The sequence below is a fragment of the Candidatus Vicinibacter affinis genome (assembly GCA_016714365.1).
Lineage (GTDB): Bacteria > Bacteroidota > Bacteroidia > Chitinophagales > Saprospiraceae > Vicinibacter > Vicinibacter affinis.
In genome coordinates this window covers 1,542,606-1,566,291 of the sequence record JADJNH010000005.1, presented here as the reverse complement: position 1 = coordinate 1,566,291, position 23,686 = coordinate 1,542,606, and the positions used below count along the sequence as shown (strand labels likewise).

The following is a 23,686-nucleotide window of genomic DNA, read 5'->3' as shown; positions in this document are numbered from 1 at the left end:
CAATAAAATGAAAAATTTTCCAGTATATCTTTTTCTTTTACACTTACTTCTGGGAGTGTCTTGCAAATCTAGCCAGGGAATCATATCTCAACCAGACAAACGAATAGAAAAATTAGTCAGTTTTAAAAAGTCACCTTGCTTTGGAAAATGTCAGGTTTATAGGTTGAGTCTGTATAAAGATGGACTGGTTGTTTTGGAAGGCAAGGAGAATTTAGACAAGACAGGTGTACATTTTTGTCAACTGGATAAAGAAAAGAAAGAAACTTTTACCAAGAAGATAACCAGTTTGAATTGGAAATCTTACAAGAATTCGTATTTTCGTAATATCCCTGATTTGCCTTCTACTGAATTGATTTATTATGGAGCAACTGACAGTATATTTAAAAGTATTGCATCAAACACCTTACTACCAAAAGAAATAGAAACTTTGCAAGCTGATCTGGCTGACTTAATTAAAACTGAAAAATGGACTCAGATACTTAAAAAAGAAGACTTAACAAATCCCAACCTTATCACTTCAGAAATACAGATTGATATGGACTCCACCTTAAACAGCGAAATGCTTATGCAAAAATTTGCAGCATATGGTTTGAAAACTAAAAAGAGGATTTCAGAATATATGAACTTCTTCCTATTTACTTACGACACTAAATTGATTGAAAGTTATGAAATGCTCATATTATTAAGAAAAGTTCCAGGGATTAGATTAGCCATTTATAACCGAAAGTTGGAAGGGAGAGATGACTTTTAAATATTTTACCTATTTACATAGAATCTTTTCCTCAATATAATTTTGAATACCTTCCAAGTCTTCCGGATGAAAAATTTCAGCAGAAGAGTATTTATTAAACCAGGTTATTTGTCGTTTGGCATAATTTCGAGAATGTTGTTTAATCTTTTCAATTGCAACATTCAAATCATAGGTTCCATTCATGTATTCAAGAATCTCCTTATACCCAACAGTGTTCATTCCAGGTGAGTCTTTGTATGGAAGCAGACTTTCAACTTCTTGAATGAGCCCGGATAAAATCATATTATCGACCCTTCTGTCAATCCTTTCGTACAAAAGAGATCTTTCTATACCAAGATTTATTTCAATCAACTGATAGGGTCGCGATCTATTTACTTTGTTTTGGGTAAAGAAAGAAAAAGGCTTACCACTTGATTTTATCACAGCCAGAGCCCGGATTAAACGATGTGGATTATTAAGATCAACCGTGCTGTAATAAACAGGATCCAATTCAGCTAACTGTCTCTGCAAGGCAATCAATCCATAAGAATCGTACAACGAATTCATTTCATTCCTGATCTCTGGGTCCACCTCGGGAAACTCATCCAAGCCCTCCACCAAAGCTTTAATATAAAGACCAGTTCCTCCACAAAGTATTACTTCATTATGCTTCGAAAACAAGCTACTCAAAACATCGTTTGCCTCTAAGGCAAATTGGCCTGCACTATATACCGAATCAGGAGAAAGGTGATCAATAAAATAATGTTTCACTGAAGCCAACTGCTCCGGCGTTGGTTTAGCTGTACCTATGTTGAAATTTTGATAAATTTGCCTGCTGTCAGCGGAAATAATACTTGTTTTAAATTGTTTAGCCAATATCAAGGCCAAATCGGTTTTACCTATTCCAGTCGGTCCTGAGATAACTATTAATGATTTCTCCACGCTTTTACTTAAAAATCCAAAATTATAAATATTTACAGAAACGACCCTCGACTCATCATACATTCAGAAAAATAAGTTACATCTCAATAACTATATTAATATCTTTGCGTACTATGGTTTACAGGATTTTTCATTTTCTTGTCAGTCTTGCCTCAAGATTCTACTTTAAGAAGATAGTCATTCAGGGCAGTATGAACATTCCTGAGAAAGGCCCAGTTTTACTTATTTGCAATCACCCAAGTTCATTTTTTGAAGCAATCATTTTAGCTTGTTTTCAACATCGCACATTGCATTTTCTTGTGCGTGGTGATATGTTTGAAAAAAAATGGTTAAAACCAATTCTGGAATCGACATATCAGATTCCAATTTATCGGTCAAGGGATGGTTTTGAAAAACTGAGAAATAATATAAGTACTTTTGAGATATGTTTTAATAAATTATCTGAAGGTCATGCCATACTAATTTTTCCAGAGGGCAGCACATTAATGTCTCGCAACTTAAGATCCTTGCAGAAAGGCGCTGCAAGACTTGCAATTGGTTCATTGGAAGCACAAAAAATCCAAGACCTAATGGTGGTGCCTTGTGGCATGAATTACTCTGATGTGCTGCATCGCGGTGGTGAAGTGCGAATTCTTATGGGATCTTCAATGTCGGTTATAGAATTTCTAAAAAATGTACCCGTAAATGGAGACAAATTAAGTCTTCTTACCCAGCAATTCTATGAAGCTTTGGATAAAGTAGTTTTGTCAGCGCCTGCTGAATTTGATGAAAATAGATTTAGGACTCTTGAAGTTATATATCGAAATTCCCAATCACCAGAATCTTTTCAAGAAACTGAAATCCATCATAAGTTACTTTCTAAAGTAGCTGAACATAAACAAATTTTAAACGATTTAGCTGCAGATTATACCAGAGAATTTACATCCATAGATTCACTTGAATTCTCCGTACAAAGTTCATTCTTGAAATCTATTATGAGATCAGTTGAACTGGTCACCTCTTTTATCTTGGGAATTCCAGGAATAATTACCCTGGGCTTACCTTTGATAGGAGCAAAAATATTTACACTAAAAAAAATTAAGCATATAGAATTCGTTCCACCTGTCAGACTCGCTCTAAGTCTTGTTTTAACAATTCTCACGATGCTGTTAGTTGGGATATTAGGAATGATTTATATTGGGATTGCATTAACTTTAATATTGGTTGTCGGAATTATTTTTTCATTATACATATTCAATCACTTCTTAAATCTTTCATTATCTTCCAGATACCTTTTTAATAGAAGATTAAATTTGCAAAAAAGAAATTTATTATCCATCAGAAACCAAATAATTTCAATCCTTTTAAATTAGACATTAATTTCAAGATATTGCACTATATATTTTTCTAAAGATGAATAAATTTTACTTGAATTTTTGTCCAATTTTCTGCTACAAAAAAAGAGATAATTACTAACAATCAAAAGTCTAATTTACCAGACTTATGGGAAAATCCAAATTGAAAATTGTGCAGTATATTATAACTATTTTAAGATTAGTAAAATTTCAACTTTAAAGTATAAATGACTGGTTTAAAAAATATAATCCTTCTACATGGGGCCTTGGGTTCATCAGCACAGCTTGAAAAGCTGGCAGAATTACTGAATGATAAATTTAATGTTTTTCTTTTAAATTTTTCAGGGCATGGAAAAAATTCAAATCCACCCGAAAGTATAAGCATTGATAAACTTGGTCAGGAATTGACTTCTTTTATCGAAAAGCATAAAATTTTGGATCCAAATATTTTTGGTTACAGTCTTGGTGGATATGTTGGTCTATATGCTGCAACTAAAAGCCTTGTTCCGTTTAACAGTGTCATAACTTTGGGGACCAAATTTGACTGGTCGGATAAAACCTATATGGAACAATTTTCTTTTGTGGATAGTGAAGTATTGCTTTCTAAGTATCCAGCTGTAATTGAATCGTTGGTGCACTTACACGGAGATAATTGGAGCTCTTTGGTTAACTACACCAAAGAATTTTTGATAGATCTTGGAAATAACCCAAGACTTGACCCTGCTGAATTACTTAAGCTGCAATCTAAGGTCTTAATCACAAGGGGCGATAGAGATAAAACTGTATTTGAAGCCGAATCCAGGCGTATTGCGGATATTCTGCCTAATGGAACGTATGTTGAAATTCCTGCCACACCCCATATAATTGAACGAGTGGACCCCACCACACTCGCTGCAATGATCATTGAATTTTTGGAAATAACAAAACATTAATTGGAACTTTCCGTTTATTTGGTGGTATTTACAAAAAGACATACTTCTTAAACTTTCCTTGAAATTCAATTTTAATCATATGAAAATAGCTTTGTTAATGTTTTTATCTTGTATAACAGGCCTTACTTTACAGGCACAGAAAAAAAAATCCGGACAACCTCCGCTTATAGATCGTGAAATATTTTTTGGAGATCCTGAAATTTCAGGCGCCCAACTTTCACCAAATGGCAAGTTCATGAGTTTTATTAAACCATATAAAGGGACTAGAAATATTTGGGTAAAAAAGGCATCAGAAGCATTCGAAGCTGCAAAACCTGTTACTGCTGATACTCTAAGACCTCTTGGGTCTTATTTCTGGTCAAGGGACAGTAAGTACATATTGTATGTGCAGGATAAAGGGGGAAATGAAAACTATCATATTTATGCAGTCAACCCTGCTGAAAAATTAATGGAAGGCATGGACGTGCCCACTTCAAGAAATCTTACAAATTTGTCAAATGTCAGAGCAATGATTTATTCAGTCCCCAAAAGTAATCCGGACTTGATCTACGTTGGTCTGAATGACAGGGATGCTTCCTGGCATGATTTATATGAAATCAGAATTTCCAACGGTGAGAAAAAATTGCTTAGGAAGAATGAAGACAGAATGGTCGGGTGGATTTTCGACCACAAAGACAAATTACGTTTAGCCATGAAATCAAATCCTGATGGCTCTACTGATTTGCTTAGACTTGATAATAATGGCTTTACAAAAATTTACTCAAGCAGCATTTTAGAAAGCTACTATCCCGTCAATTTTCATCCTGATGGTCAACATATTTACATGGTTACTGATGTTGGTGATGAAATCAACTTATCCCGATTGGTACTCTTTAACATCAACACCCTAAAAATGAGTGTAATTGAATCTGACCCTGAAAAAAGAGTAGACTTTGGGAGTGCTTCCTTTTCCGATATCACACAAAATATGATTGCAACATTTTATGAGGATGATAAAACAAGAATTTACTGGAAAGACAAAAAATATGAATCAGAATACAAGCTTTTGAAAAAACAATTCAAAGGCATGGAAATTTCTTTTGACAACAGCACAAAGGATGAAATGACCTGGCTATTATCTGTTTATTCCGATACGGATCCGGGAGCAAAATACTTATATGACAGACGTTCAAAAAAAGTAATATTTCAATACAGACCACGTCCGAAAATGCCTGTTACTGACCTCTCTCCAATGACCGTTATACGATATAAATCTTCTGATGGGTTAGAAATACCAGCATACCTTACTTTGCCTAAAGGTTTGAATTCTAAAAATCTACCACTTATAGTAAATCCTCATGGCGGGCCATGGGCTAGAAATTCATGGGGTTACGATGCCTATGCTCAATTGTGGTCCAATAGAGGATATGCGGTACTTCAACCAAATTTCAGAGGGTCTACTGGCTATGGTAAGAAATTTATCAATGCCGGAAATAAGCAATGGGGCGAAAAAATGCAAGACGACATTACCTATGGTGTCCAATATTTAATTAAAAAAGGTATTGTTGATGCAAAAAAAGTAGGAATACTAGGTGGCTCTTATGGGGGTTATGCCACTTTGGCCGGAGTTACTTTTACTCCGGATATTTATGCTTGTGGTGTTTCCATCGTAGGTCCTTCTAGTCTGATCACTTTGCTTCAATCAATTCCACCATATTGGGAAGCAGGAAGAAAAGTTTTTCACGAAAGGATGGGTGACCCTACCAATCCGGAAGGAGAGGCTCAGCTAAAAAAACAATCTCCACTATTTTCTGTAGATAAAATTAAAGTTCCTCTTTTGGTTGTGCAAGGAGCCAATGACCCAAGAGTAAAAAAGGCCGAATCAGACCAGATCGTAATTGCCATGCGGGATAAAAATTTGCCAGTTGAATATATTTGCGCTCCTGATGAAGGACATGGTTTTGCTCGACCTGTAAACAACATGGCATTTATTGCAGCAGCTGAAAAATTTTTGGCAAAACATTTAGGTGGAAGATATCAAGAAGATATTAATCCAGCTGTTGCCAAAAGATTGCAAGAAATCACAGTTGATGTCAGAACAGTCACTATGCCTAAAAAAATCGATGCCTCTCAAATCACCTCTGCTGTTGCCTCTAAGGATCTGGTTCCTGGAGACTATACCTATTTAGTCGATTTGGAAATGATGGGACAAAAAATGGATTTTGAAGAAAAGATTAATATTAAAGATGAAGGGAAACATTGGTTGGTATCCAGTAATCTGGACATGCCCACTGGTAGCTTAAAAGATTTCGGTAAATTTCAAAAAGGAAATCTAAATCAAATTTCCAGATATATTGACCAAGGACCAATTAACATGGATCTGAGCTATCATGAGAATTCAATCTCTGGAAAAATAAATATGAGTGGGGATAAATCAGAACTGAATATTAAAATTGACAATCCGGTTTTTGCAGATGGACCTGCTCCTTATTTATATATTGCCTGCTTACCTTTATCAAATGATTACAAAACCATAATCGTTAATTCGGATCTCCAAAAAATGGAACAAAAATTAATGTCTTTAGAAGTTGTTGGATCTGAAATGATAAATAACGTGGATTGTTTTAAAGTGGAGGTCAAACCTGCTAATGCCGATCCTGGATTAATGACAATTTGGGTGGCAAAGACAAAAGAGCCAAAAGCAGTAAAATATAGTATCACCTTACCTGAATTAGGGGGTGCTGTTATGACAGGTGTACTGCAATAATTTGCTAAATTATTAATGTATATAAATAAAAGGCTATCCCAAGTGGGTGGCCTTTTTATTTAGCTTGTGTTTGCAAATTGAAAATTAGGAGCAATAGACAAATTGAATCATTAGGTAAACAAGTGGACATTTGTCTGGGACTCAAAATTAAACCATCAAATAAAAGTACAAACAAGAATTTATCAAACAGACTGTTTTCAATTTTTAGAAAATTAAAAAGCCGCTATTGGCTTGTTATATTACAGCATCCTTCCCAACTTTAAAACGTAGATATAACTCCATAATTCCCTTGGAAATTTGTAACATGAGATTTAGTCATCATGAATTACAGTCCTTTGGCAAGACTAAAAAAATGGCCTTACTTTTTATAAATTGCAGAAAAGTAAAAGATTTGACTTAGAATATTTGTGGCACTTATTTGATTTACTTATCTCAATTTGGAGATAAAAAAAAAGACCCGGGAACCACCCCGGGTCATAATAAACCAATCTCATGAAAAGGTATGAAAAGACGAAGCTTCTTTAGTCAACATTGTCGTGAAGGAATGAATTCTCTTCGCGGATTTCGAGTTTGTTCTCTTCATCCATAAAGATCCTTGTGCGGGAAATTGTAGTTTCCGCAGAGGAATTGATCCTGTCAAGTCTTACATTCCTTCGTTCGTAAGCAGGTGTATTTTCTGCATCAGCAAGATTCTTACCTTCAGTTAAAGGTTTGTTTCCACTCACTGGCTTATTGAATACAGATTTTATTTCCGGCAATTTACTTTCCTCTTTTTTTGGTGTGCTCTCCTGATAATAAAAACTCAAAGTATTCAGTCCATTATCTTTAGAACTGGGTGAGGTAAATTCATCTTCAAATTCAACCGTCTGTGCTGAAGATGGCTGATCGATCTCAGATTTTGAAATATCAACCTCATCTTCATTTAAATCAATCACAACTTTCTTGACCGTCTCCTGACCTGATCGATTCTTATAACCCTGTCCAAAACCAGTTGCAATCAGGGTTACACTAATTTGGTCCTCCAGACTTTCATCTACACACGAACCCCAAATTAAATCGGTATCATAGCCCGCCTCTTGTTGAATATATTCGGTAATTTCACCGACCTCATCCATTGTAATCTCTGGACTTTTACCGGTTGTAATGTTTAATAGAATATGTTTGGCACCTCTGATATCATTATCTTCTAATAAAGGAGAATTCAATGCACTTTCGATCACTTTTCTAGCCCTGTCTTCTCCTCTGGCCAAAGCGCTTCCCATAATAGAAACGCCACTTTCCTTCATCACAAAATTGACATCCTCAAAATCTACATTAATGTAACCAGGCACCGTTATGATTTCTGCAATTCCTTTTGCAGCAGTAGCCAAAATATTGTCTGCATTTGAAAATGCACAGGACATCGATAAGTTGCCATACATTTCACGCAGCTTATTATTTGAAATTACAATCAGTGAATCTACATTTTGCTTCAACTGATCCAGACCTTCAAATGCTAATCTGCCACGTCGCGGGCCTTCAAATTGAAAAGGCAAGGTTACAATTCCCACTGTAAGTATCCCAAGTTCTCGTGCTACTTTGGCAATAATTGGTGCCGCTCCGGTACCCGTACCTCCACCCATCCCGGCAGTGATAAACAACATTTTCGTATCTACCTCTAAAAACCTTCTGAGCTCTTCGGCCGATTCAAGACATGCCTGCCGCCCCACTTCAGGATTGTTTCCAGCACCTCTGCCTACGGTCAACAAAGGTCCCAACTGAATTTTTGTTGGGACAGTACTGATGTCCAGACTTTGCTGATCTGTATTGCATACAGCAAAATCTACACCTCTGATACCCAGATTATACATTTGGGTTACCGCATTTGTTCCCCCTCCTCCGACTCCGATAACTTTGATTATAGAGGCTTGATTCATATAATCATTTTTAATATTTGTTTATGACGTAAAGATATATAATTATATATTATAAATAAAAATAAATTATAAAAAAAAAATTATATATATTTTTATTAAAATTCAGAATCAGGACTGGCTTCGAAGAACTCCTTAACAGAAGAATATCCTTTATTGACAAATCTGCCCAACCAGCCTTCTCTTTTTCCTTCCTCCCTTTCTAAATCTTCTGTGGTTTGAACATTCTCTTCTACCAAATCAAACACTTCAGAAACTATTTTTCTTGGTTCTGTTTTTATAGGTGCCATTTTCTTCATCCCCTCAAAAACAAGACCCATACTGGTCGAAAACATAGGGTTAGAAACCTCATCCATATAATGGGACGACAAATGTTCCGTTGGATATCCAATCCTCGCTGCCAAACCTGTTTGATATTCAGCTAAAAGTTCAAGATTTTTTAATAATGATCCACCTCCTGTAAGCACAATACCGGCAACCAATTTATTCTCATAGCCGCTTCTGTGAATATCCCACATTACATATTCGAAAATTTCTTCTACTCTGGCTTGAATAATTCTGGCCAAATTTTTTTCTGAAATTTCCTTAGGCTCTCTACCCATCAATCCGGGAATGGTTATAATTCTATTGTCCACAATCTCCTCACTTAAAGCTGAACCAAATCTGACTTTCAATTTCTCTGCTTGCTCTTGTGTTACAGAACACCCCGCCTTAATGTCTTTTGTAATCATATTACTTCCAATTGGAATCACAGAAGTGTAACGTATAATGCCTTCATTGTAAATGGTTACATCCGTAGTTCCGCCCCCAATATCAACCATGACTACACCAGCTTCCTTTTCTTCTTTAGACAATACAGACTCAGCGGATGCCAAAGGTTCAAGTGTCATACTTTCTGCAATTAATCCGGCCTTTTCAATACATCTCAGTATATTGCTTGCAGCAGAAGTGTTGCCAGTAATGATATGAAAATTTGATTGCAATCTTGATCCGGACATTCCAACTGGGTCAATTATTCCTTCTTCGTCATCAACTGTAAATTCTTGTGGAATAACGTGAAGAATTTGATCACCCGGAGGCAATGCGATTTTATACATATCCTGAACTAATTTGTCTACATCTTCACGAGTAATTTCCTCCTGCGGATTATTTCTGTATAAAACACCTTGATGTTGGAGACTTTTTATATGCTGCCCAGCTATTCCTACATGTACCTTTTGGATCTCATGCTTACTCATTTTCTCCGCAAGATCAATCGCATCACTGATTGCTTTCACAGTCTTATCTATATTTGAGACCACTCCTCTGATCACCCCTTCCGAACTTACTTTACCAAAGCCGAGCACTTCAATTTTGTTCAAAATATTACGCTTACCTACCACCACACAAACTTTGGTTGTGCCAATGTCAAGCGCCGCTATAATTTCCGGGTTTTGATTAATTTGTGATTCCATATACTGATTAGTTTGAGTTTTAATATTATATTTCAGAAGAATTCTTTCGGCACACAACCTGGTCCTTGTTTTTCAAATCAATGGTCTGATAAACATTCCAACCTTCATACCTTAATCCTTCCTGATAAAAAAATTTAAGTTTTTCAAGTTTTTCATTAATGTTGTCTGCATTCCCAAATTGTATTTTTTCATTTCCAATTTTTGGCACAAGCACTAATTCACCGGATGGTAAAAAATCAATTTGCTCTATGAGAGATCGGACAAAAGGTTCTTTTACAATTTCCTTTGCAAGCTGATATACCGCCCTGTATTCAAAATTTTCCTCTTGCCAAATGTCATGTCCTTTAAAGGGTTGTAGGATACCAGTTACAACAGGAACACGAGCAGAATAATTCCTTGAATTAGGTATTCTTTTTCCCTCTACATCAATATAAAATTGATTGCCCAGCACATCAGCCACACGCATCAACGGATCACGCTGATACATTTCAATATGTAGATTCTTCTTAGAATCAATGAAAACTTCTGCATGATGGATAACCGCCTGACTTTCCAGATATCTTTCCAAATCCGCAGTCCGGAGGGCATAAATCGGAATCTTCCTCCAATCTTTTTTGTAAAAACTAGCAACTGCCATCCGCACATCTTTTTCTTCAAGCAGTTTATTTTCTTCAGACGGCTTTACAATCTGTATTTTCAACTGACCTGATTTCTGAATTCGTTGTTCTCTAATCGAGCTCATCCAAACAACTACTACTGCAAGCATCGTAATGATGTACAATCCAATTACTAATCCGACCTTTACTTTTGTATTCATATCAATTCAGAATTTTAGCAATTTGATCAGACATTAAATCAAGATCCCCCGCACCTAAAGTAATGACAATATCTAATTTTCTATGTTTTAATTGTTCAATCAAATCCTTTTTTAAGACGTAGGCCTTCTGTCTCAAATCCATCAAACCCAATATAGTATGCGAACTAATACCCGGAATTGCCTCTTCTCTTGCGGGATATAATTCTACTAAAATAACTTCATCCAACAAATCTAAAGCCTTTGCAAAATCCTGTGCAAAATCCCTGGTCCTTGTATACAAATGAGGTTGAAAAATTCCCAAAATTCGCCTGTCTGGATAACAACTCCTGGCCGCTTCAATTGCTGCTTTCAACTCTTCAGGGTGATGTGCATAATCATCTATGTACACTTGATTTTTTCCTTCAAAAATCCATTCGAAACGTCTGACTATTCCTTGAAAAGACTCCAATGCTTTTCGAATATCAAATTCAGTAATTCCAAGTTCAACACCTATCCGAATGGCTGCAGTAACATTTTGTAAATTATGTCTGCCTGGCAATCGGAGTTTTAATTCATTAAACAGATTTCCTTTGTCGTCCTGGTAATTGAAAGTAGTCCATCCTTCCTTGATTGTCAAAATATTGCTCCTTACTTCTCCTGTATCAATACCATATGTCAAAAATTTTAGGTTTTCCAATTGACCGAATCTATTTAATTCCAATTGTTCGATATTTGCAGCCATAAGAAGCAGCCCCCCCCATTTTATTTGACCTGCAAAATCAAAATACGTGGAGATCATTTGTGACCGATCACCATATATATCGAGGTGGTCAGCATCCAAAGATCCGATCACTGCAATGTCAGGATGTAATTGTAGAAATGAGCGATCATACTCATCTGCCTCTTCAACTATCCAATCATGGCCCCTGTCTACAAAATTGGAATGATAATTCTTTGGTATACCGCCCAAGAATGCTGTTACTTTTATTTCAGATTCCACTAAAATATGCGTCAAAATACTACTTGTAGTAGTTTTTCCATGAGTGCCTGCAATCGCAATGTTTTTATTTTTAGCCGTAATTTTTCCCAACACCTCGGATCTCTTCATCATCGTAACCCCTCCAGAAGAAAGTATTTTAAATTCCTGTAGCGACCTTGCAATGGCAGGAGTCCACACTACTAGATCTAAGTCCTCGGGTATGGCAAGCGGTAGATCCTCATAATGAACAGACATACCTTCTGATTCCAATTCAACGGTCAAAGGAGTTCTGGTTTTATCATATCCATAAACTTTGACACCTCGGGCATTGAAATACCTGGCCAAGGCACTCATTCCAATGCCTCCAATTCCAAGAAAATATACTTTTTTCAATGCATCCATATTATGCAACAAGAGACAATACCCTTTTTGCAATGTTTTTTGCAGCATCAGGTTTTGCCATATTTTGTAAATTTGTCTTTAATATTTTTTGTTGTTCATTGTCATCCAGTAATGCAATCGCAGATTCCCAAAGTACCATCCGAGCATCAGCATCTAATACCATTTTGGCAGCGTAGATTGTCGTCATCGCCTCTGCATTTTTTCTTTGGTGATCTTCTGCAACATTTGGCGAAGGAACTAAAATTGACACTGTTTCAGTAACCGCCAATTCGGAAATAGTTAACGCACCCGCTCTGGTAATGGCCACATCAGCAACAGCATAAGCAAAATCCATTTTGTCAATAAAAGCATAAACGTGTACCTGCGACAATTCTGAGATGGAATCCTGTTTGACGCGCTCTTCGTACTGCCTTCCACATTGCCATAAGATTTGAATATCTTGCCTGTTCATGATAGATTCCTTTGCTGCAAGCACCACATCATTTATTGTCCTCGCCCCTAAACTTCCACCAAAAAAACAAAGCGTTTTCTTATTTGGATCTAAATTGAAATATTTATAAGCCTCCATCTTTGATACAGAAGACTTCATATTTTTTCTAACCGGATTTCCTGTAATCTCTATGTGTTTGTTGTTAAAATATTTGATTACATCAGGAAATGCAACACATATGACATTGGCTTTAGAGGCCATCAACCTATTCGTGATTCCCGGATATGAATTTTGCTCTTGTATTAAAAGCGGTATTCTTTTCCATGCTGCCACTCTCATTACCGGGCCACTGGCATAACCTCCTACTCCAACAACTACATCCGGAGCAAAACGATTTACAATTTGATAAGCCCTTACAAGTGATGTCATCAGTTTCCAAAGTACAATAATATTTTGCAGACTTAATTTTCTCTGAAATCCAGCTACTTTTAAGCCTTCAATTTTATACCCAGCTTTGGGCACCTCAGTCATCTCCAACTTTCCAATTGCCCCAACAAAAAGTATTTCTACATGATCATTCATTTCCTTAATGGCATCAGCAATAGCAATAGCCGGAAACACATGGCCTCCTGTTCCTCCTCCGCTAATGAGCACTTTAATCATCTAATTCAACTTTATTTTCTGTTGCAGAATCACTTTCCTGATCAAGTTTTAACCCATTAATATGTTTACTTACACTAATTACCATCCCAAAAGCCATACTGGTAAAAAGCAACGAAGTACCACCCATACTTATGTAGGGAAGTGTCAATCCTGTCACTGGTACTAGTCCCAGAGATACAGCCATATTAGCAAATGCCTGCATAACAATATTAAAACCAATCCCAATGGTCAACATTGCGCCAAAAGCTTTAGGTGATTTTGTCACCATACTTACACAATGACCCAATAACATCAGGTATAAAATAATCAGTCCGATCCCACCAAGCAGAATCCCCCATTCTTCACAAATAATGGCATAGATAAAATCTGCATAAGAATATGGAATAAAATTTCTCAACATGGAATTTCCGGGACCCACTCCAAATAACCCACCTCGGGCAATAGCAATCTTGGCTTGTTGTACCTGGTACCCTCCACCCTCAACATTGAGGTATTCATTTACTCTGTTCACCCAGGTGTTGACCCGAATGGCATCAGGTAAAAATTGGCCCAGGTATATTAAAAACGCAAACATCAAGACTCCAAATAATCCTAAAATAAAAATATATTTAAAAGAAACTCTCCCCACAAAAAGCATCATAATACAACACAAAAATAATATAGCAGATGTTGAAAAATTTGACGGTGCAATTAGTCCACAAATTAAAAGCACCGGTAACATGATCGGGACAAATGCAGTTTTAAAACTTTTGATATGATCCTGTTTTGCCGAAATGCTCCTTGCCACAAAAGCAATTAATGCCAACTTAGCAAAATCGGAAACCTGAAATGAAATATCTAAAAATGGAACCTGAATCCATCTTTTTGCTTGATTAATATTCACTCCAAAAAACAAAGCCCAAACCAACAAAGCAACCGCCACAATTAAAAAAAATGGTGCCCATTTACTAAATTCAGTGTAGTCAATATTTGATATAAACCAAGCCAAAATCAATCCACCAATAATAAACGGCACATGTTTTAGAAGGAAAAATACAGTGTTGTCAGAATTGTACTTCGTTAAGGATATAGAAGCGCTGTAAACAGCCAACAAAGAACAAAGTGACAAAAGTATAATGATAGTCCATAGAAAACGATCACCTTTTATCCCATCCTTAATATTTTCAATAAGTACATTCATTCCCACTAAATTAATTTCATTTTTAAAACCTCCTCTTTAAACAAATCTCCACGTTGCATATAGTTATTAAATAAGTCAAAACTTGCGCAAGCTGGTGAAAGAAGCACTGCATCACCATCCTCAGCGAGCTTTTTAGACTGCGCCACAGCTGAAGCCATATCATGGGTATCAAATACTGGAACAAGCTCACTAAATGCTTCCAGCAGTTTACCATTATCTGCCCCAAGTGCGACTAACGCCTTTACTTTGGACTTTACCAAAGACTGCAATTGAGAATAATCATTTCCTTTGTCCTGTCCGCCTGCGATCCAAATGACTTTTCCTTTCATAGCATCCAATGCCCAATAGACAGAATCTACATTGGTTGCCTTGCTATCATTAATATAGCTTACCCCATTAAGGGTCTCAACCAACTCTAATCTATGAGGATCATTGACAAAACTATCTATGCTTTTTTGAATTTCTTTATAACCCAAACCCATAAAATGTGCAGCCCTCGCAGCGCATCCTGCATTTAATGCATTATGATTACCCTTTAATCCGGAATTTTTTAAAGAAAAAAGTCTTTCATTATTCACAATGACATCTTCTACTTCATTAAGCCTAACTTCCAACCAATCAACTTTTGCACTAAAAGGTACAATTCCCAAATATTTCCGGATGGTTTGATCGTTTGAATTTAAGATTAACAGATCTTCCGATTTTTGATTTAGTGTAATTCTGAATTTTGATTTAATATAATTCTCAAAAATATAATCGTACCGATCCAAATGATCAGGTGTAATGTTAATGATAATGGCTACATCAGGTCTAAATTCACTAATGGTATCCAACTGAAAACTACTCAATTCCAGCACATAATAATCGTGATCTGTCAGAGCCAAACTTCTGGCAAAAGAATAACCAACATTTCCTACTTTAGCTACATGGTAACCATTGGTGTGCAACATGTGATAACATAGGTTAGTGGTCGTGGTTTTCCCATTGCTACCGGTAATGGCTATTATTTTTCCCTTACAATAACGGTAAGCAAATTCTATTTCTGAAATTAATTCAATATTCTTCTCTGCAAAATGTTTAATAATTTTTGCATTATCCGGAATACCGGGACTTTTTATTACCAGCGTAGGCAATATATCGTAAGCAATTTCATGACCACCTTCTTCAAAATCAATTTCCAGATCAATAAACATTTGTTTAAAATCATCCTTGATGATCGTCTGATCACTTACAAAAACCGGGAGCTTTTGTTTATGGGCCAGCAACGCTGCCCCGAATCCACTCTCACCACAGCCAAGAATTAATAGCATTTATCTCATTTTTAGGGTGATGATGGTTAATACAGCAAGCAACAAAGTGATTATCCAAAAACGTACTGCAATCGTAGCTTCATGCATTCCTTTTTTTTGGAAGTGGTGGTGTAATGGAGACATTAAAAATATACGACGACCTTCACCAAATTTTCTTTTGGTATATTTAAAATATGCAACCTGTATTACAACTGAAAAATTCTCTATAAGAAATACACCACATAATACAGGAATAAGCAACTCCTTTCTCAGCAAAACTGCTAAAACAGCAATAATTCCTCCTAAGGTTAGGCTTCCTGTATCGCCCATAAATACTCTTGCAGGATATGAGTTGTACCAAAGAAATCCAACACAAGATCCTAGAAAAGCGGAGGCGAAAATTACTAATTCACCTGTATAGGGTAAATAAAATATATTCAGATACTCGGCTATTATGGAGTTACCTGAAACATAAGCCAAAATAGCTAATGTAGCCGCGATTATTGCAGATACACCTGTAGCTAATCCATCTAATCCATCCGTAAGATTTGCAGCATTAGATACTGCAGTTACAATAAAAATAACAAATGGAATAAAAATGATCCATAACATTGAAGCGGCATTATCGCCCATGAATCCGCATAGCCAGGCATAATCAAAACGATTGCCTTTTAAAAATGGGACGTTGGTCAATGCCGTTTTAACATATACGAATTCTGTGATTTTATTTGAATTCTTATCGTAAGAAATGATTTCATCTTCAATGCTGTAATGAAATTTCAATGCTTCCGTTTTGGTCATTCTGACCACCACATTTTCATGGTATAACATGACTACTGCTACCACAATTCCCAAAACTATTTGCCCTAAAATTTTAAAAATAGCTTTCAAGCCTTCCTTATCCTTTAGGAACACTTTGATATAATCATCGGAGAACCCAATAACTCCCATCCACAAAGTAGTAAAAATCATTACCTGAATATACACATTATCCAGCCTTGTTAAAAGCAGACATGGCACCATAATACCCAAAATAATAATCAGACCTCCCATAGTTGGGGTGCCTTCTTTTTCCTTTTGACCTGCTAGACCCAAGTCACGAACAGTTTCTCCTATTTGCAGTCTTTTCAATGAACGTATGATGCGTTCTCCAAACAGCATCGTTATAATCAAAGAGATAATTATAGCCAAACCAGCCCTGAAGGATATATAGTTAAACAACCGCCCTCCAGGGAGATGGAATAATTTTTCAGTAAATTGAAATAAATAGTACAACATGGTTTTTCATTAATCGGAAATTTAACAGTACAGCAGGGATCCAATCCCTTTGGTTGCAATACTCCTGCTGTAACTGTTAAAACCAACCTGAGAATGATAATAGAACCTACTCTATAATCTTTTATATGTTAAGTAAATACTTTCTAAGTTTTTCTTTGTCATCAAAAAAGGTCTTTACCCCTTTGATTTCTTGATATTTTTCATGGCCCTTTCCGGCAAGGAGAATTATATCCCCTTTTTGACTTAAGCTGCAAGCAGTTTTTATAGCCTGCTCGCGGTCAATCACAATTAAATATTTGTGGAAATTGTCATCAGAAATTCCAGTTTCCATCTGCCTTATAATATCCGCAGGATCTTCATCTCTCGGATTATCTGAAGTGAGTATCAGTTGATCACTCAACTCAGTTGCAATTCGCGCCATTTCTGGCCGTTTATCACGGTCTCTATTTCCACCACAACCTATTACAGTTATAATTTTCTGATTGGTTTTTCTCAATTCTTGAATATTACTGAGAATCTTTTCCACCGCATCAGGAGTATGGGCATAATCCACTATGCCTACTCTTCCATCCGATTCATTCCGCATCCAATCAAATCTCCCATCCACAGATTTCAAATCCGACATCTTTTGCAATACCTGATTTTCATCCTCACCAAGTAAAATGGCTACTCCAAGTACAGCTGCTAAATTATATCCATTGAACACTCCAACCAATCTTGAGAACCATTCAATGTGCTTATATTTCAAATGCAAACCATGTAAATTGTTTTCCAGAACCTTAATTTTGAAATCAGCTATTCCTCTTAAAGCATAAGTGTATATTTTTGCTTTACAATTCTGAACCATTATTTGTCCATGTATGTCGTCTGAATTGATCAATGCAAATGTGGCTTTTGATAACCCATCAAAGAACTTTTTCTTTGCTTTTATATAGGAATCAAATGTCTTGTGATAATCCAAATGATCATGAGTAAGATTTGTAAAAACCGCACCTGAAAAATTTAATCCGGCAATTCGGTTTTGATCCAGCGCATGAGAACTCACTTCCATAAAAACATGCGAGCAACCCTCTTTAACCATTCTGTCGAGCAATGAATACAGTTTAATGATATCCGGGGTAGTATGTGTCGCCCATTCTTCATCAAGATGTATTCGATTAATTACTGTGGATATTAAACCGGTTTTATATCCCAAAGATTTAAACAATTCATAGCATAAAGTGGCCGTGGTCGTTTTACCATTTGTTCCTGTAATCCCAATCAACTTAAGTTGATCAGAAGGATAATCATAAAACTTATTCAACAAATGTGTCAACGTGTCAAGCAAATTAGCACATCGAACATAACAGACATCTGTTTTAATTTCAATCGGCAACTCTTCACAAAGAATTACTTTCACGCCCTTTTCGATTACTTCAGGAATAAATGCATGCCCATCCACCACCAGTCCTTTTCTTGCTACAAACATTACATCTGATCCCACTTCTCGTGAATCTGAAGAAAAACCACCTACTGTATGATCCGAAGTCCCAAATATTTGGTATTCACCGGACTGAGGTAGAATTTGTGATAAACTTTTCAATGAACTTTTATTCTAAATAAACTTCTATTCTTTGATCACCACCTGGCAATAATGTTCCAGGTGCAATACTCTGATATTTTACTTTTCCAACCCCACGCGCTACAACTCCCATTCCCAACTTATCTAACACAAACATGGCGTCGCGCAAACCCATTCCTGTAAGATCAGGCACTTTACCTTTTTCCTGATATTGTGGCAATGTATACACGCCTTCCTTATTGGATATGGTTCTTATCCAGTCACTTTTTCTTGGATCAGTATAAGGCAATCCTATGTAACTAAAAAGATTCTTAAAGTCGCCAGCGTAACCGTAATTGCCTACTGGTAAAACTTCCATAGCAAGTGCGGGTTTCGGCTGATCATTTATCTGAACAGCAATTCTGTTCATATCCCTCATGCATCGGTCAGCAATTTTCTTAAAAACTGGCGCAGCTGCCTGCCCTCCGTAATATCCCCCTTTAGTAGGGTTGTATATTACTACAATACAACTGAATGCAGGATCTTCACTTGGAAAAAATCCACAGAAGGAAGCTTGGTAATCTTTTTGTTCCATTCCGGTGACAAAATAATTGGTTACAGCGGTACCAGTTTTTCCGGAGATAGAATATTGGTCTGTATAAATAATTTTCGCTGTTCCGTTATCAACTGCTCCTTTGAGCAACGCCTTTGCCTGTAATAATGTACTGTTAGAGACGATACTGTCTCGTAATATTTTTGGTTCAATTTTTTTAACTTCTACGTCGTTATCTAGAATTCCAGAAACGATGTAGGGTTTCATCATACGACCATTATTGGCCACTGTATTATAAAGATTTAGAATCTGAAGTGGGGTCAATTGCAATTCATATCCCACACTCATCCATGGCACGGACGTTCCATACCATTTATCCTTGTCTATATCCGGATGTTTAATAATTGGCGCCGGTTCTCCATCCAATTCAATTCCGGTTTTTAAATGCAATCCAAACTTTCTGTAATAATCTGCAAATTCCTTTTGACCCTGAATGCTACTAAAAACTGCGTTTGCCAACTTTGAAATTCCTACGTTTGATGACTTTTCAAAAGCATATTGCAAATCACTCATACCCACACCATGATTTTCAGAGTCCTTCATTTTCTTATTATAGAAATAGGCTTCACCACCATTCAAGTCTACTGCGGTTTTCAGATCTACTTTCCCACTTTCAAGCAGTGCCAATGTTGAAGCAAGCTTTAAAGTTGATCCCGGTTCAGTAGAACTTGCAATTGCATAATTAAAGTTTTCCACAAGATTGCCATCTTCATCAAATCCAAGATTAGCCATCGCCTTTATAGCACCTGTTTTAACATCCATAACCAATGCACAGCCCTTAACTGCTCCATGTTTTAAGATCGCTTCGGCCAAAGCATCTTCTGCTACTTCCTGGATTCCAATGTTAAGTGTGGTTACAATGTCCTTTCCACGTTTGGCTTCAATTTCCATTACATCATCCACTGGCAAATAAATGTTATGGCCCACTTTTTTCATCAACCTTTGTCCTTCTTCACCTTTAAGGTATTTGTTGAAGGAGCTTTCCAATCCTATTGCTTGAGCATTTTCTCTATTAAGTCCAATCGTTCTACTTGCTAAAATCTTAAACGGTTTCTCGCGCTTATCTTTTCTTATAACTATAAGTCCTCCTTTGTTTTGGCCCTCTCTAAAAATTGGATATTTTTTTAAAGATTCCATTTGCTGATAGTCTATTGACCTGGCAATTAAAAGATATCGGTTCCCCTCTTGTCTTTCCTTAACAAGCATGTTTTTGATTTCTCTAGGTCCTCTGTCAGTCATTAAATCCCTGGAGAGGAAATAGGCTAAAGAATCTACATTTCTCTTGAATACCTCTTTGGTTAAACCCTTTGCTTTGGTATCCATTCTAATTTCAAAGAACGGTAAGGAAATCGCCAATGGACTCCCATCATCTGCCAATATTTTTCCCCTTTCTGCCTCAATGGAGACCAACTTAAAATACAGCTCTTCCCCTTTTTGTCTCCACATGTCTCCCTCTATCGTCACAATCTTGATCGCCTTCCAGGACAAGAGCGCTCCGGCTAGCAGAAACACTGCCAAAGTCACATATACCCTAAGTAAAAATTCCTTCTTGCGATCCATTTTTTCAATTCTCCACACGAATCAGCTTTTTGGGAGCTTGATCCGGTACATAAATTTCTTTTTCCTTTACTTTTTTCAAAATCTGTCCCTCAGTACTGTTATACATGATTCCAGATTTCAATGACCAGTAATCCCATTTCAATTCTTTAATTTCTTCATTCAAAACTTGCGTTGTCCTCAAATGCTTTTCTGCGTAATGGACATTCGCTACATAAACCAGCGCTAAAACAAACAACAAGCAGATATAAGGCAAATTTTTATAAATCAGCATTGCATTCACACTGCTAAATTTTTTTCTATCTATCTTAGGAGGTTTGCTGTATTCCATTTTTAATCGTTTAATTTTATACCTACCCTCATCTTTGCGGACCGAGATCTGCTATTCCTTTCTAATTCATTTATACTGGGCACGATAATATCTTTCGTCAACGCTTTCATTCTATTTTTCTGCCTTTCAAAAGAATGTTCATTATCTGAATCAATCGTCCCCCTTTTTATAAAATTTTTGACCAATCTATCTTCCAAAGAATGGTAGCTGATCACAACCAATTTTCCCCCTGGCTTCAATACCTCCGAAGCTTGTGTTAAAAACGCTTCAAGACTTTCCAACTCTTGATTCACTTCGATCCTCAAGGCTTGAAACAGTTGTGCCAGAAACTTATTTCTCTTTCCATACACAAATGGACTTACCCATTCTGCAAATGAAGCGCATCCATTTAACCTGATGGTTTTTCTGTCTTGTATCCATTTTTTTGCAATCAGATGTCCATTGGTAAGCTCGCCATATTGAGTAAAAACTTTTGCAAGTCTTTCCTCAGAATATGTCTTCAGCACATCTTCAGCGCTTAATTCTTGCTCTTGATTCATACGCATATCCAAAGGATAATCAGATTGAAATGAAAACCCTCTTACATCCGTATCAAAATGAAAAGACGAAACACCAAGATCAGCAAGGATCCCATCCACTTTTTCAATTTTATAATATCTCAGATATTTCTTCAAGTACCTGAAATTCGACCACACCAATGTGAGCCTGTTGTCTTCAATTTTATTCCTTAAAGCCATTTCATCCTGATCAAAACTAAAAACCCTTCCTTCAGGATTCAGCTTTTCAAGAATGGCCCTAGTATGTCCACCGCCTCCAAAGGTTACATCCACATAAACTCCGTCTGGAATACTTACCAGCGCCTCAACAGATTCGTTGAGCAATACCGGAATATGAACATATTCTTGCTCAGACATCTTTATGTCTAAATACTTCCTGAGCCAATTCAGCAAAGTTTTCCGGCTCGTTATCTACCATTTGCAAATATTCTTCGCGAGACCAAATTTCTATCTGGTCATTATAGGCTAGTAACATGACGTCAGTCTTTATTCCTGCATGCTCCATAAGAGTCTTAGGTAGCACGACACGAGAAGCTGCATCGGGTTCTAACTGAGTTGCCCCTCGGTAAAAATACCGGGCAAACTCCCTGTTTTTAATGTTGTACGGATTGAGCTGGTTAACTTCTTTTGTCTTTTCTTCCCACACTTCTTGCGGGTAGAGTATTAAGCATTTTTCAAAACCACGGTTTATCACAAGGCCCTTTCTGTCACTAACTTCGAGAAGACGCATTAATGCCGATGGTAATCGCAATCTGCTTTTATCATCTAATTTAATCTCGTATTCGCCACTTAGCTTATACATTCTTTGGCCTCATGTTGGTTTGTTGGGTCAAATATATAACCTATTTCCACTTTCTCCCACTTTCTCCCACTAAAAATATAAAAAATCTATATATTATTTCCACTGACAATCAACATGTAACCAAAATAGTTACAGAATATAAGCAAAATGATTACACTTTCATTTCATAATGGCCTCAAAAACTCTTGACTACACATTAATAATACTCAAATATATAAGAATTGTATAACCCATCACTTAAAGATTAAATAAATATATATATTAATTGATTGGGTTGTGGTACCTAGGTTCTAGGTTCTAGGCGAGCGCTCGAAATTTTTCATTAACCTTGAATAATAATGCAAATATTGGGGTCTGGAAATGAAAGGTATTCCAGTTTAACAAGCGGGGATAGACCAAATTTTCACTTGTCTTCTCAACTATACTTTATTTTGGAGTTGGATTATTCAATATCCAAATCTCATCTTGAACACTCCCAGAAGGGCTTCCCGGATAATTAGAATGTTCATCTTTGACTTTCCCTTTACACGATCCGGAAAAGTAATGGGAATCTCCTTGATCCGAAAGCCAAGCTTAAAGGCATTGTATTTCATTTCAATTTGGAAAGCGTATCCAACAAACCTGATTTTATCAAGATCAATCCGCTCTAAAACTTTCCTGGAGTAACACACAAAACCCGCTGTGGGATCCTTAACCCTCATGCCTGTTACCAATTGGACGTACACGGAGGCGGATTTTGACAAAAGCAATCGAACAAAAGGCCAATTTACTACTCCTCCACCGGGAATATACCTGGATCCTACTGCTACATCTGCTTCTTCAGATGCACAAGTCTGCATGAGTTCCACAAGTTTTTCGGGAGGATGACTGAAATCAGCGTCCATTTCCAGAATGTATTGATAATCTCTATTCAAAGCCCATTTAAATCCTGCTATATAAGCAGTACCCAAACCAGACTTCTGTTGTCTTTTCATTAAAAACAATCGCTCAGGGAACCTTTTAATCAATAGCTCAACTTGATCTCCAGTACCATCCGGTGAACCATCATCAACTATGAGAATGTCAAATTTTACCGGCAATGAGAAAACTGCCCCAATAATCGAATCGATGTTCTCGATCTCATTATAAGTAGGAATAATGACTAACGAAGTTGACAATGATCAATAATTAAGTTCCAAAAATACTTTGATTAGCTGAATAATCCTCATTCAATCTCAA

General features: G+C 36.6%; 19 protein-coding genes. 4 read left to right on the top strand and 15 right to left on the bottom strand.

Annotated elements, in window-relative coordinates:
• The first annotated feature begins 7 nt into the window (after positions 1-7).
• A complete protein-coding gene (locus IPJ53_06215; GenBank protein ID MBK7798684.1) occupies positions 8-751 on the top strand; it encodes a hypothetical protein in 744 nt (247 codons plus the stop codon).
• Between the two features lie 9 nt (positions 752-760).
• Here the strand turns inward: IPJ53_06215 and miaA are convergent, their stop codons facing one another.
• Positions 761-1,735: a tRNA (adenosine(37)-N6)-dimethylallyltransferase MiaA gene (gene miaA, locus IPJ53_06210; protein MBK7798683.1), complete on the bottom strand. Its 975-nt coding sequence runs from the start codon at positions 1,733-1,735 to the stop codon at positions 761-763.
• A 50-nt stretch (positions 1,736-1,785) separates the two neighbouring features.
• On the opposite strand from miaA, the gene IPJ53_06205 reads away from it, so the two are divergent.
• The 3 genes from IPJ53_06205 (at position 1,786) to IPJ53_06195 (ending at position 6,684) form a co-directional block, all read left to right on the top strand.
• Positions 1,786-3,024: a 1-acyl-sn-glycerol-3-phosphate acyltransferase gene (locus IPJ53_06205; protein ID MBK7798682.1), complete on the top strand. Its 1,239-nt coding sequence runs from the start codon at positions 1,786-1,788 to the stop codon at positions 3,022-3,024.
• A gap of 209 nt (positions 3,025-3,233) precedes the next feature.
• Positions 3,234-3,938, top strand: a complete 705-nt coding sequence (locus IPJ53_06200; GenBank protein MBK7798681.1) for an alpha/beta hydrolase — start codon at positions 3,234-3,236, stop codon at positions 3,936-3,938.
• A gap of 79 nt (positions 3,939-4,017) precedes the next feature.
• Positions 4,018-6,684 carry a S9 family peptidase gene (locus IPJ53_06195; GenBank protein MBK7798680.1) on the top strand — a complete coding sequence of 889 codons (2,667 nt, stop codon included), beginning with the start codon at positions 4,018-4,020 and terminating at the stop codon, positions 6,682-6,684.
• Between the two features lie 521 nt (positions 6,685-7,205).
• Here the strand turns inward: IPJ53_06195 and ftsZ are convergent.
• The 14 genes from ftsZ to IPJ53_06125 form a co-directional block, all read right to left on the bottom strand.
• Entirely contained in the window at positions 7,206-8,600 is a 1,395-nt protein-coding gene (gene ftsZ, locus IPJ53_06190; GenBank protein MBK7798679.1) for a cell division protein FtsZ, read from the bottom strand.
• Between the two features lie 95 nt (positions 8,601-8,695).
• Complete coding sequence (gene ftsA, locus IPJ53_06185; GenBank protein MBK7798678.1) at positions 8,696-10,051, bottom strand: cell division protein FtsA; 1,356 nt, start codon at positions 10,049-10,051, stop codon at positions 8,696-8,698.
• Positions 10,052-10,076: 25 nt separating this feature from the next.
• Positions 10,077-10,868, bottom strand: a complete 792-nt coding sequence (locus IPJ53_06180) for a hypothetical protein (GenBank protein MBK7798677.1) — start codon at positions 10,866-10,868, stop codon at positions 10,077-10,079.
• Position 10,869: 1 nt separating this feature from the next.
• The gene (locus IPJ53_06175; protein ID MBK7798676.1) at positions 10,870-12,276 is read right to left on the bottom strand and encodes a UDP-N-acetylmuramate--L-alanine ligase; all 1,407 of its coding nucleotides are present in this window, start codon (positions 12,274-12,276) and stop codon (positions 10,870-10,872) included.
• Complete coding sequence (gene murG, locus IPJ53_06170; protein MBK7798675.1) at positions 12,230-13,321, bottom strand: undecaprenyldiphospho-muramoylpentapeptide beta-N-acetylglucosaminyltransferase; 1,092 nt, start codon at positions 13,319-13,321, stop codon at positions 12,230-12,232. The genes IPJ53_06175 and murG overlap by 47 nt, the downstream gene beginning before the upstream one ends.
• Positions 13,314-14,501, bottom strand: coding sequence for an FtsW/RodA/SpoVE family cell cycle protein (locus IPJ53_06165; GenBank protein MBK7798674.1), 1,188 nt, complete (start codon positions 14,499-14,501; stop codon positions 13,314-13,316). The genes murG and IPJ53_06165 overlap by 8 nt, the downstream gene beginning before the upstream one ends.
• A 5-nt stretch (positions 14,502-14,506) precedes the next feature.
• Positions 14,507-15,811, bottom strand: coding sequence for a UDP-N-acetylmuramoyl-L-alanine--D-glutamate ligase (gene murD / locus IPJ53_06160; GenBank protein ID MBK7798673.1), 1,305 nt, complete (start codon positions 15,809-15,811; stop codon positions 14,507-14,509).
• Entirely contained in the window at positions 15,812-17,068 is a 1,257-nt protein-coding gene (locus IPJ53_06155; protein ID MBK7798672.1) for a phospho-N-acetylmuramoyl-pentapeptide-transferase, read from the bottom strand.
• 121 nt (positions 17,069-17,189) lie between these two features.
• Positions 17,190-18,632, bottom strand: a complete 1,443-nt coding sequence (locus tag IPJ53_06150; protein MBK7798671.1) for a UDP-N-acetylmuramoyl-L-alanyl-D-glutamate--2,6-diaminopimelate ligase — start codon at positions 18,630-18,632, stop codon at positions 17,190-17,192.
• Positions 18,633-18,657: 25 nt separating this feature from the next.
• On the bottom strand, positions 18,658-20,799 hold the full coding sequence (locus tag IPJ53_06145; GenBank protein ID MBK7798670.1) for a transpeptidase family protein: 2,142 nt from the start codon (positions 20,797-20,799) through the stop codon (positions 18,658-18,660).
• A complete protein-coding gene (locus IPJ53_06140) occupies positions 20,786-21,109 on the bottom strand; it encodes a hypothetical protein (GenBank protein MBK7798669.1) in 324 nt (107 codons plus the stop codon). Before IPJ53_06140 ends, IPJ53_06145 begins: the two co-directional genes overlap by 14 nt.
• 2 nt (positions 21,110-21,111) lie before the next feature.
• Positions 21,112-22,023 carry a 16S rRNA (cytosine(1402)-N(4))-methyltransferase RsmH gene (gene rsmH, locus IPJ53_06135; protein MBK7798668.1) on the bottom strand — a complete coding sequence of 304 codons (912 nt, stop codon included), beginning with the start codon at positions 22,021-22,023 and terminating at the stop codon, positions 21,112-21,114.
• Positions 22,016-22,468 carry a division/cell wall cluster transcriptional repressor MraZ gene (gene mraZ / locus IPJ53_06130; GenBank protein MBK7798667.1) on the bottom strand — a complete coding sequence of 151 codons (453 nt, stop codon included), beginning with the start codon at positions 22,466-22,468 and terminating at the stop codon, positions 22,016-22,018. The genes rsmH and mraZ overlap by 8 nt, the downstream gene beginning before the upstream one ends.
• Positions 22,469-22,914: 446 nt before the next feature.
• The gene (locus tag IPJ53_06125) at positions 22,915-23,625 is read right to left on the bottom strand and encodes a polyprenol monophosphomannose synthase (GenBank protein ID MBK7798666.1); all 711 of its coding nucleotides are present in this window, start codon (positions 23,623-23,625) and stop codon (positions 22,915-22,917) included.
• Between the last annotated feature and the right edge of the window lie 61 nt (positions 23,626-23,686).

Excerpts from the sequence above, each read along its gene's own strand:
- IPJ53_06215 (MBK7798684.1), top strand. The coding sequence starts at position 8 with ATGAAAAATTTTCCAGTATATCTTTTTCTTTTACACTTACTTCTGGGA.
- miaA (MBK7798683.1), bottom strand. The coding sequence starts at position 1,735 with ATGTATGATGAGTCGAGGGTCGTTTCTGTAAATATTTATAATTTTGGA.
- IPJ53_06205 (MBK7798682.1), top strand. The coding sequence starts at position 1,786 with ATGGTTTACAGGATTTTTCATTTTCTTGTCAGTCTTGCCTCAAGATTC.
- IPJ53_06200 (MBK7798681.1), top strand. The coding sequence starts at position 3,234 with ATGACTGGTTTAAAAAATATAATCCTTCTACATGGGGCCTTGGGTTCA.
- IPJ53_06195 (MBK7798680.1), top strand. The coding sequence starts at position 4,018 with ATGAAAATAGCTTTGTTAATGTTTTTATCTTGTATAACAGGCCTTACT.
- ftsZ (MBK7798679.1), bottom strand. The coding sequence starts at position 8,600 with ATGAATCAAGCCTCTATAATCAAAGTTATCGGAGTCGGAGGAGGGGGA.
- ftsA (MBK7798678.1), bottom strand. The coding sequence starts at position 10,051 with ATGGAATCACAAATTAATCAAAACCCGGAAATTATAGCGGCGCTTGAC.
- IPJ53_06180 (MBK7798677.1), bottom strand. The coding sequence starts at position 10,868 with ATGAATACAAAAGTAAAGGTCGGATTAGTAATTGGATTGTACATCATT.
- IPJ53_06175 (MBK7798676.1), bottom strand. The coding sequence starts at position 12,276 with ATGCTGCAAAAAACATTGCAAAAAGGGTATTGTCTCTTGTTGCATAAT.
- murG (MBK7798675.1), bottom strand. The coding sequence starts at position 13,321 with ATGATTAAAGTGCTCATTAGCGGAGGAGGAACAGGAGGCCATGTGTTT.
- IPJ53_06165 (MBK7798674.1), bottom strand. The coding sequence starts at position 14,501 with ATGAATGTACTTATTGAAAATATTAAGGATGGGATAAAAGGTGATCGT.
- murD (MBK7798673.1), bottom strand. The coding sequence starts at position 15,811 with ATGCTATTAATTCTTGGCTGTGGTGAGAGTGGATTCGGGGCAGCGTTG.
- IPJ53_06155 (MBK7798672.1), bottom strand. The coding sequence starts at position 17,068 with ATGTTGTACTATTTATTTCAATTTACTGAAAAATTATTCCATCTCCCT.
- IPJ53_06140 (MBK7798669.1), bottom strand. The coding sequence starts at position 21,109 with ATGGAATACAGCAAACCTCCTAAGATAGATAGAAAAAAATTTAGCAGT.
- rsmH (MBK7798668.1), bottom strand. The coding sequence starts at position 22,023 with ATGTCTGAGCAAGAATATGTTCATATTCCGGTATTGCTCAACGAATCT.
- mraZ (MBK7798667.1), bottom strand. The coding sequence starts at position 22,468 with ATGTATAAGCTAAGTGGCGAATACGAGATTAAATTAGATGATAAAAGC.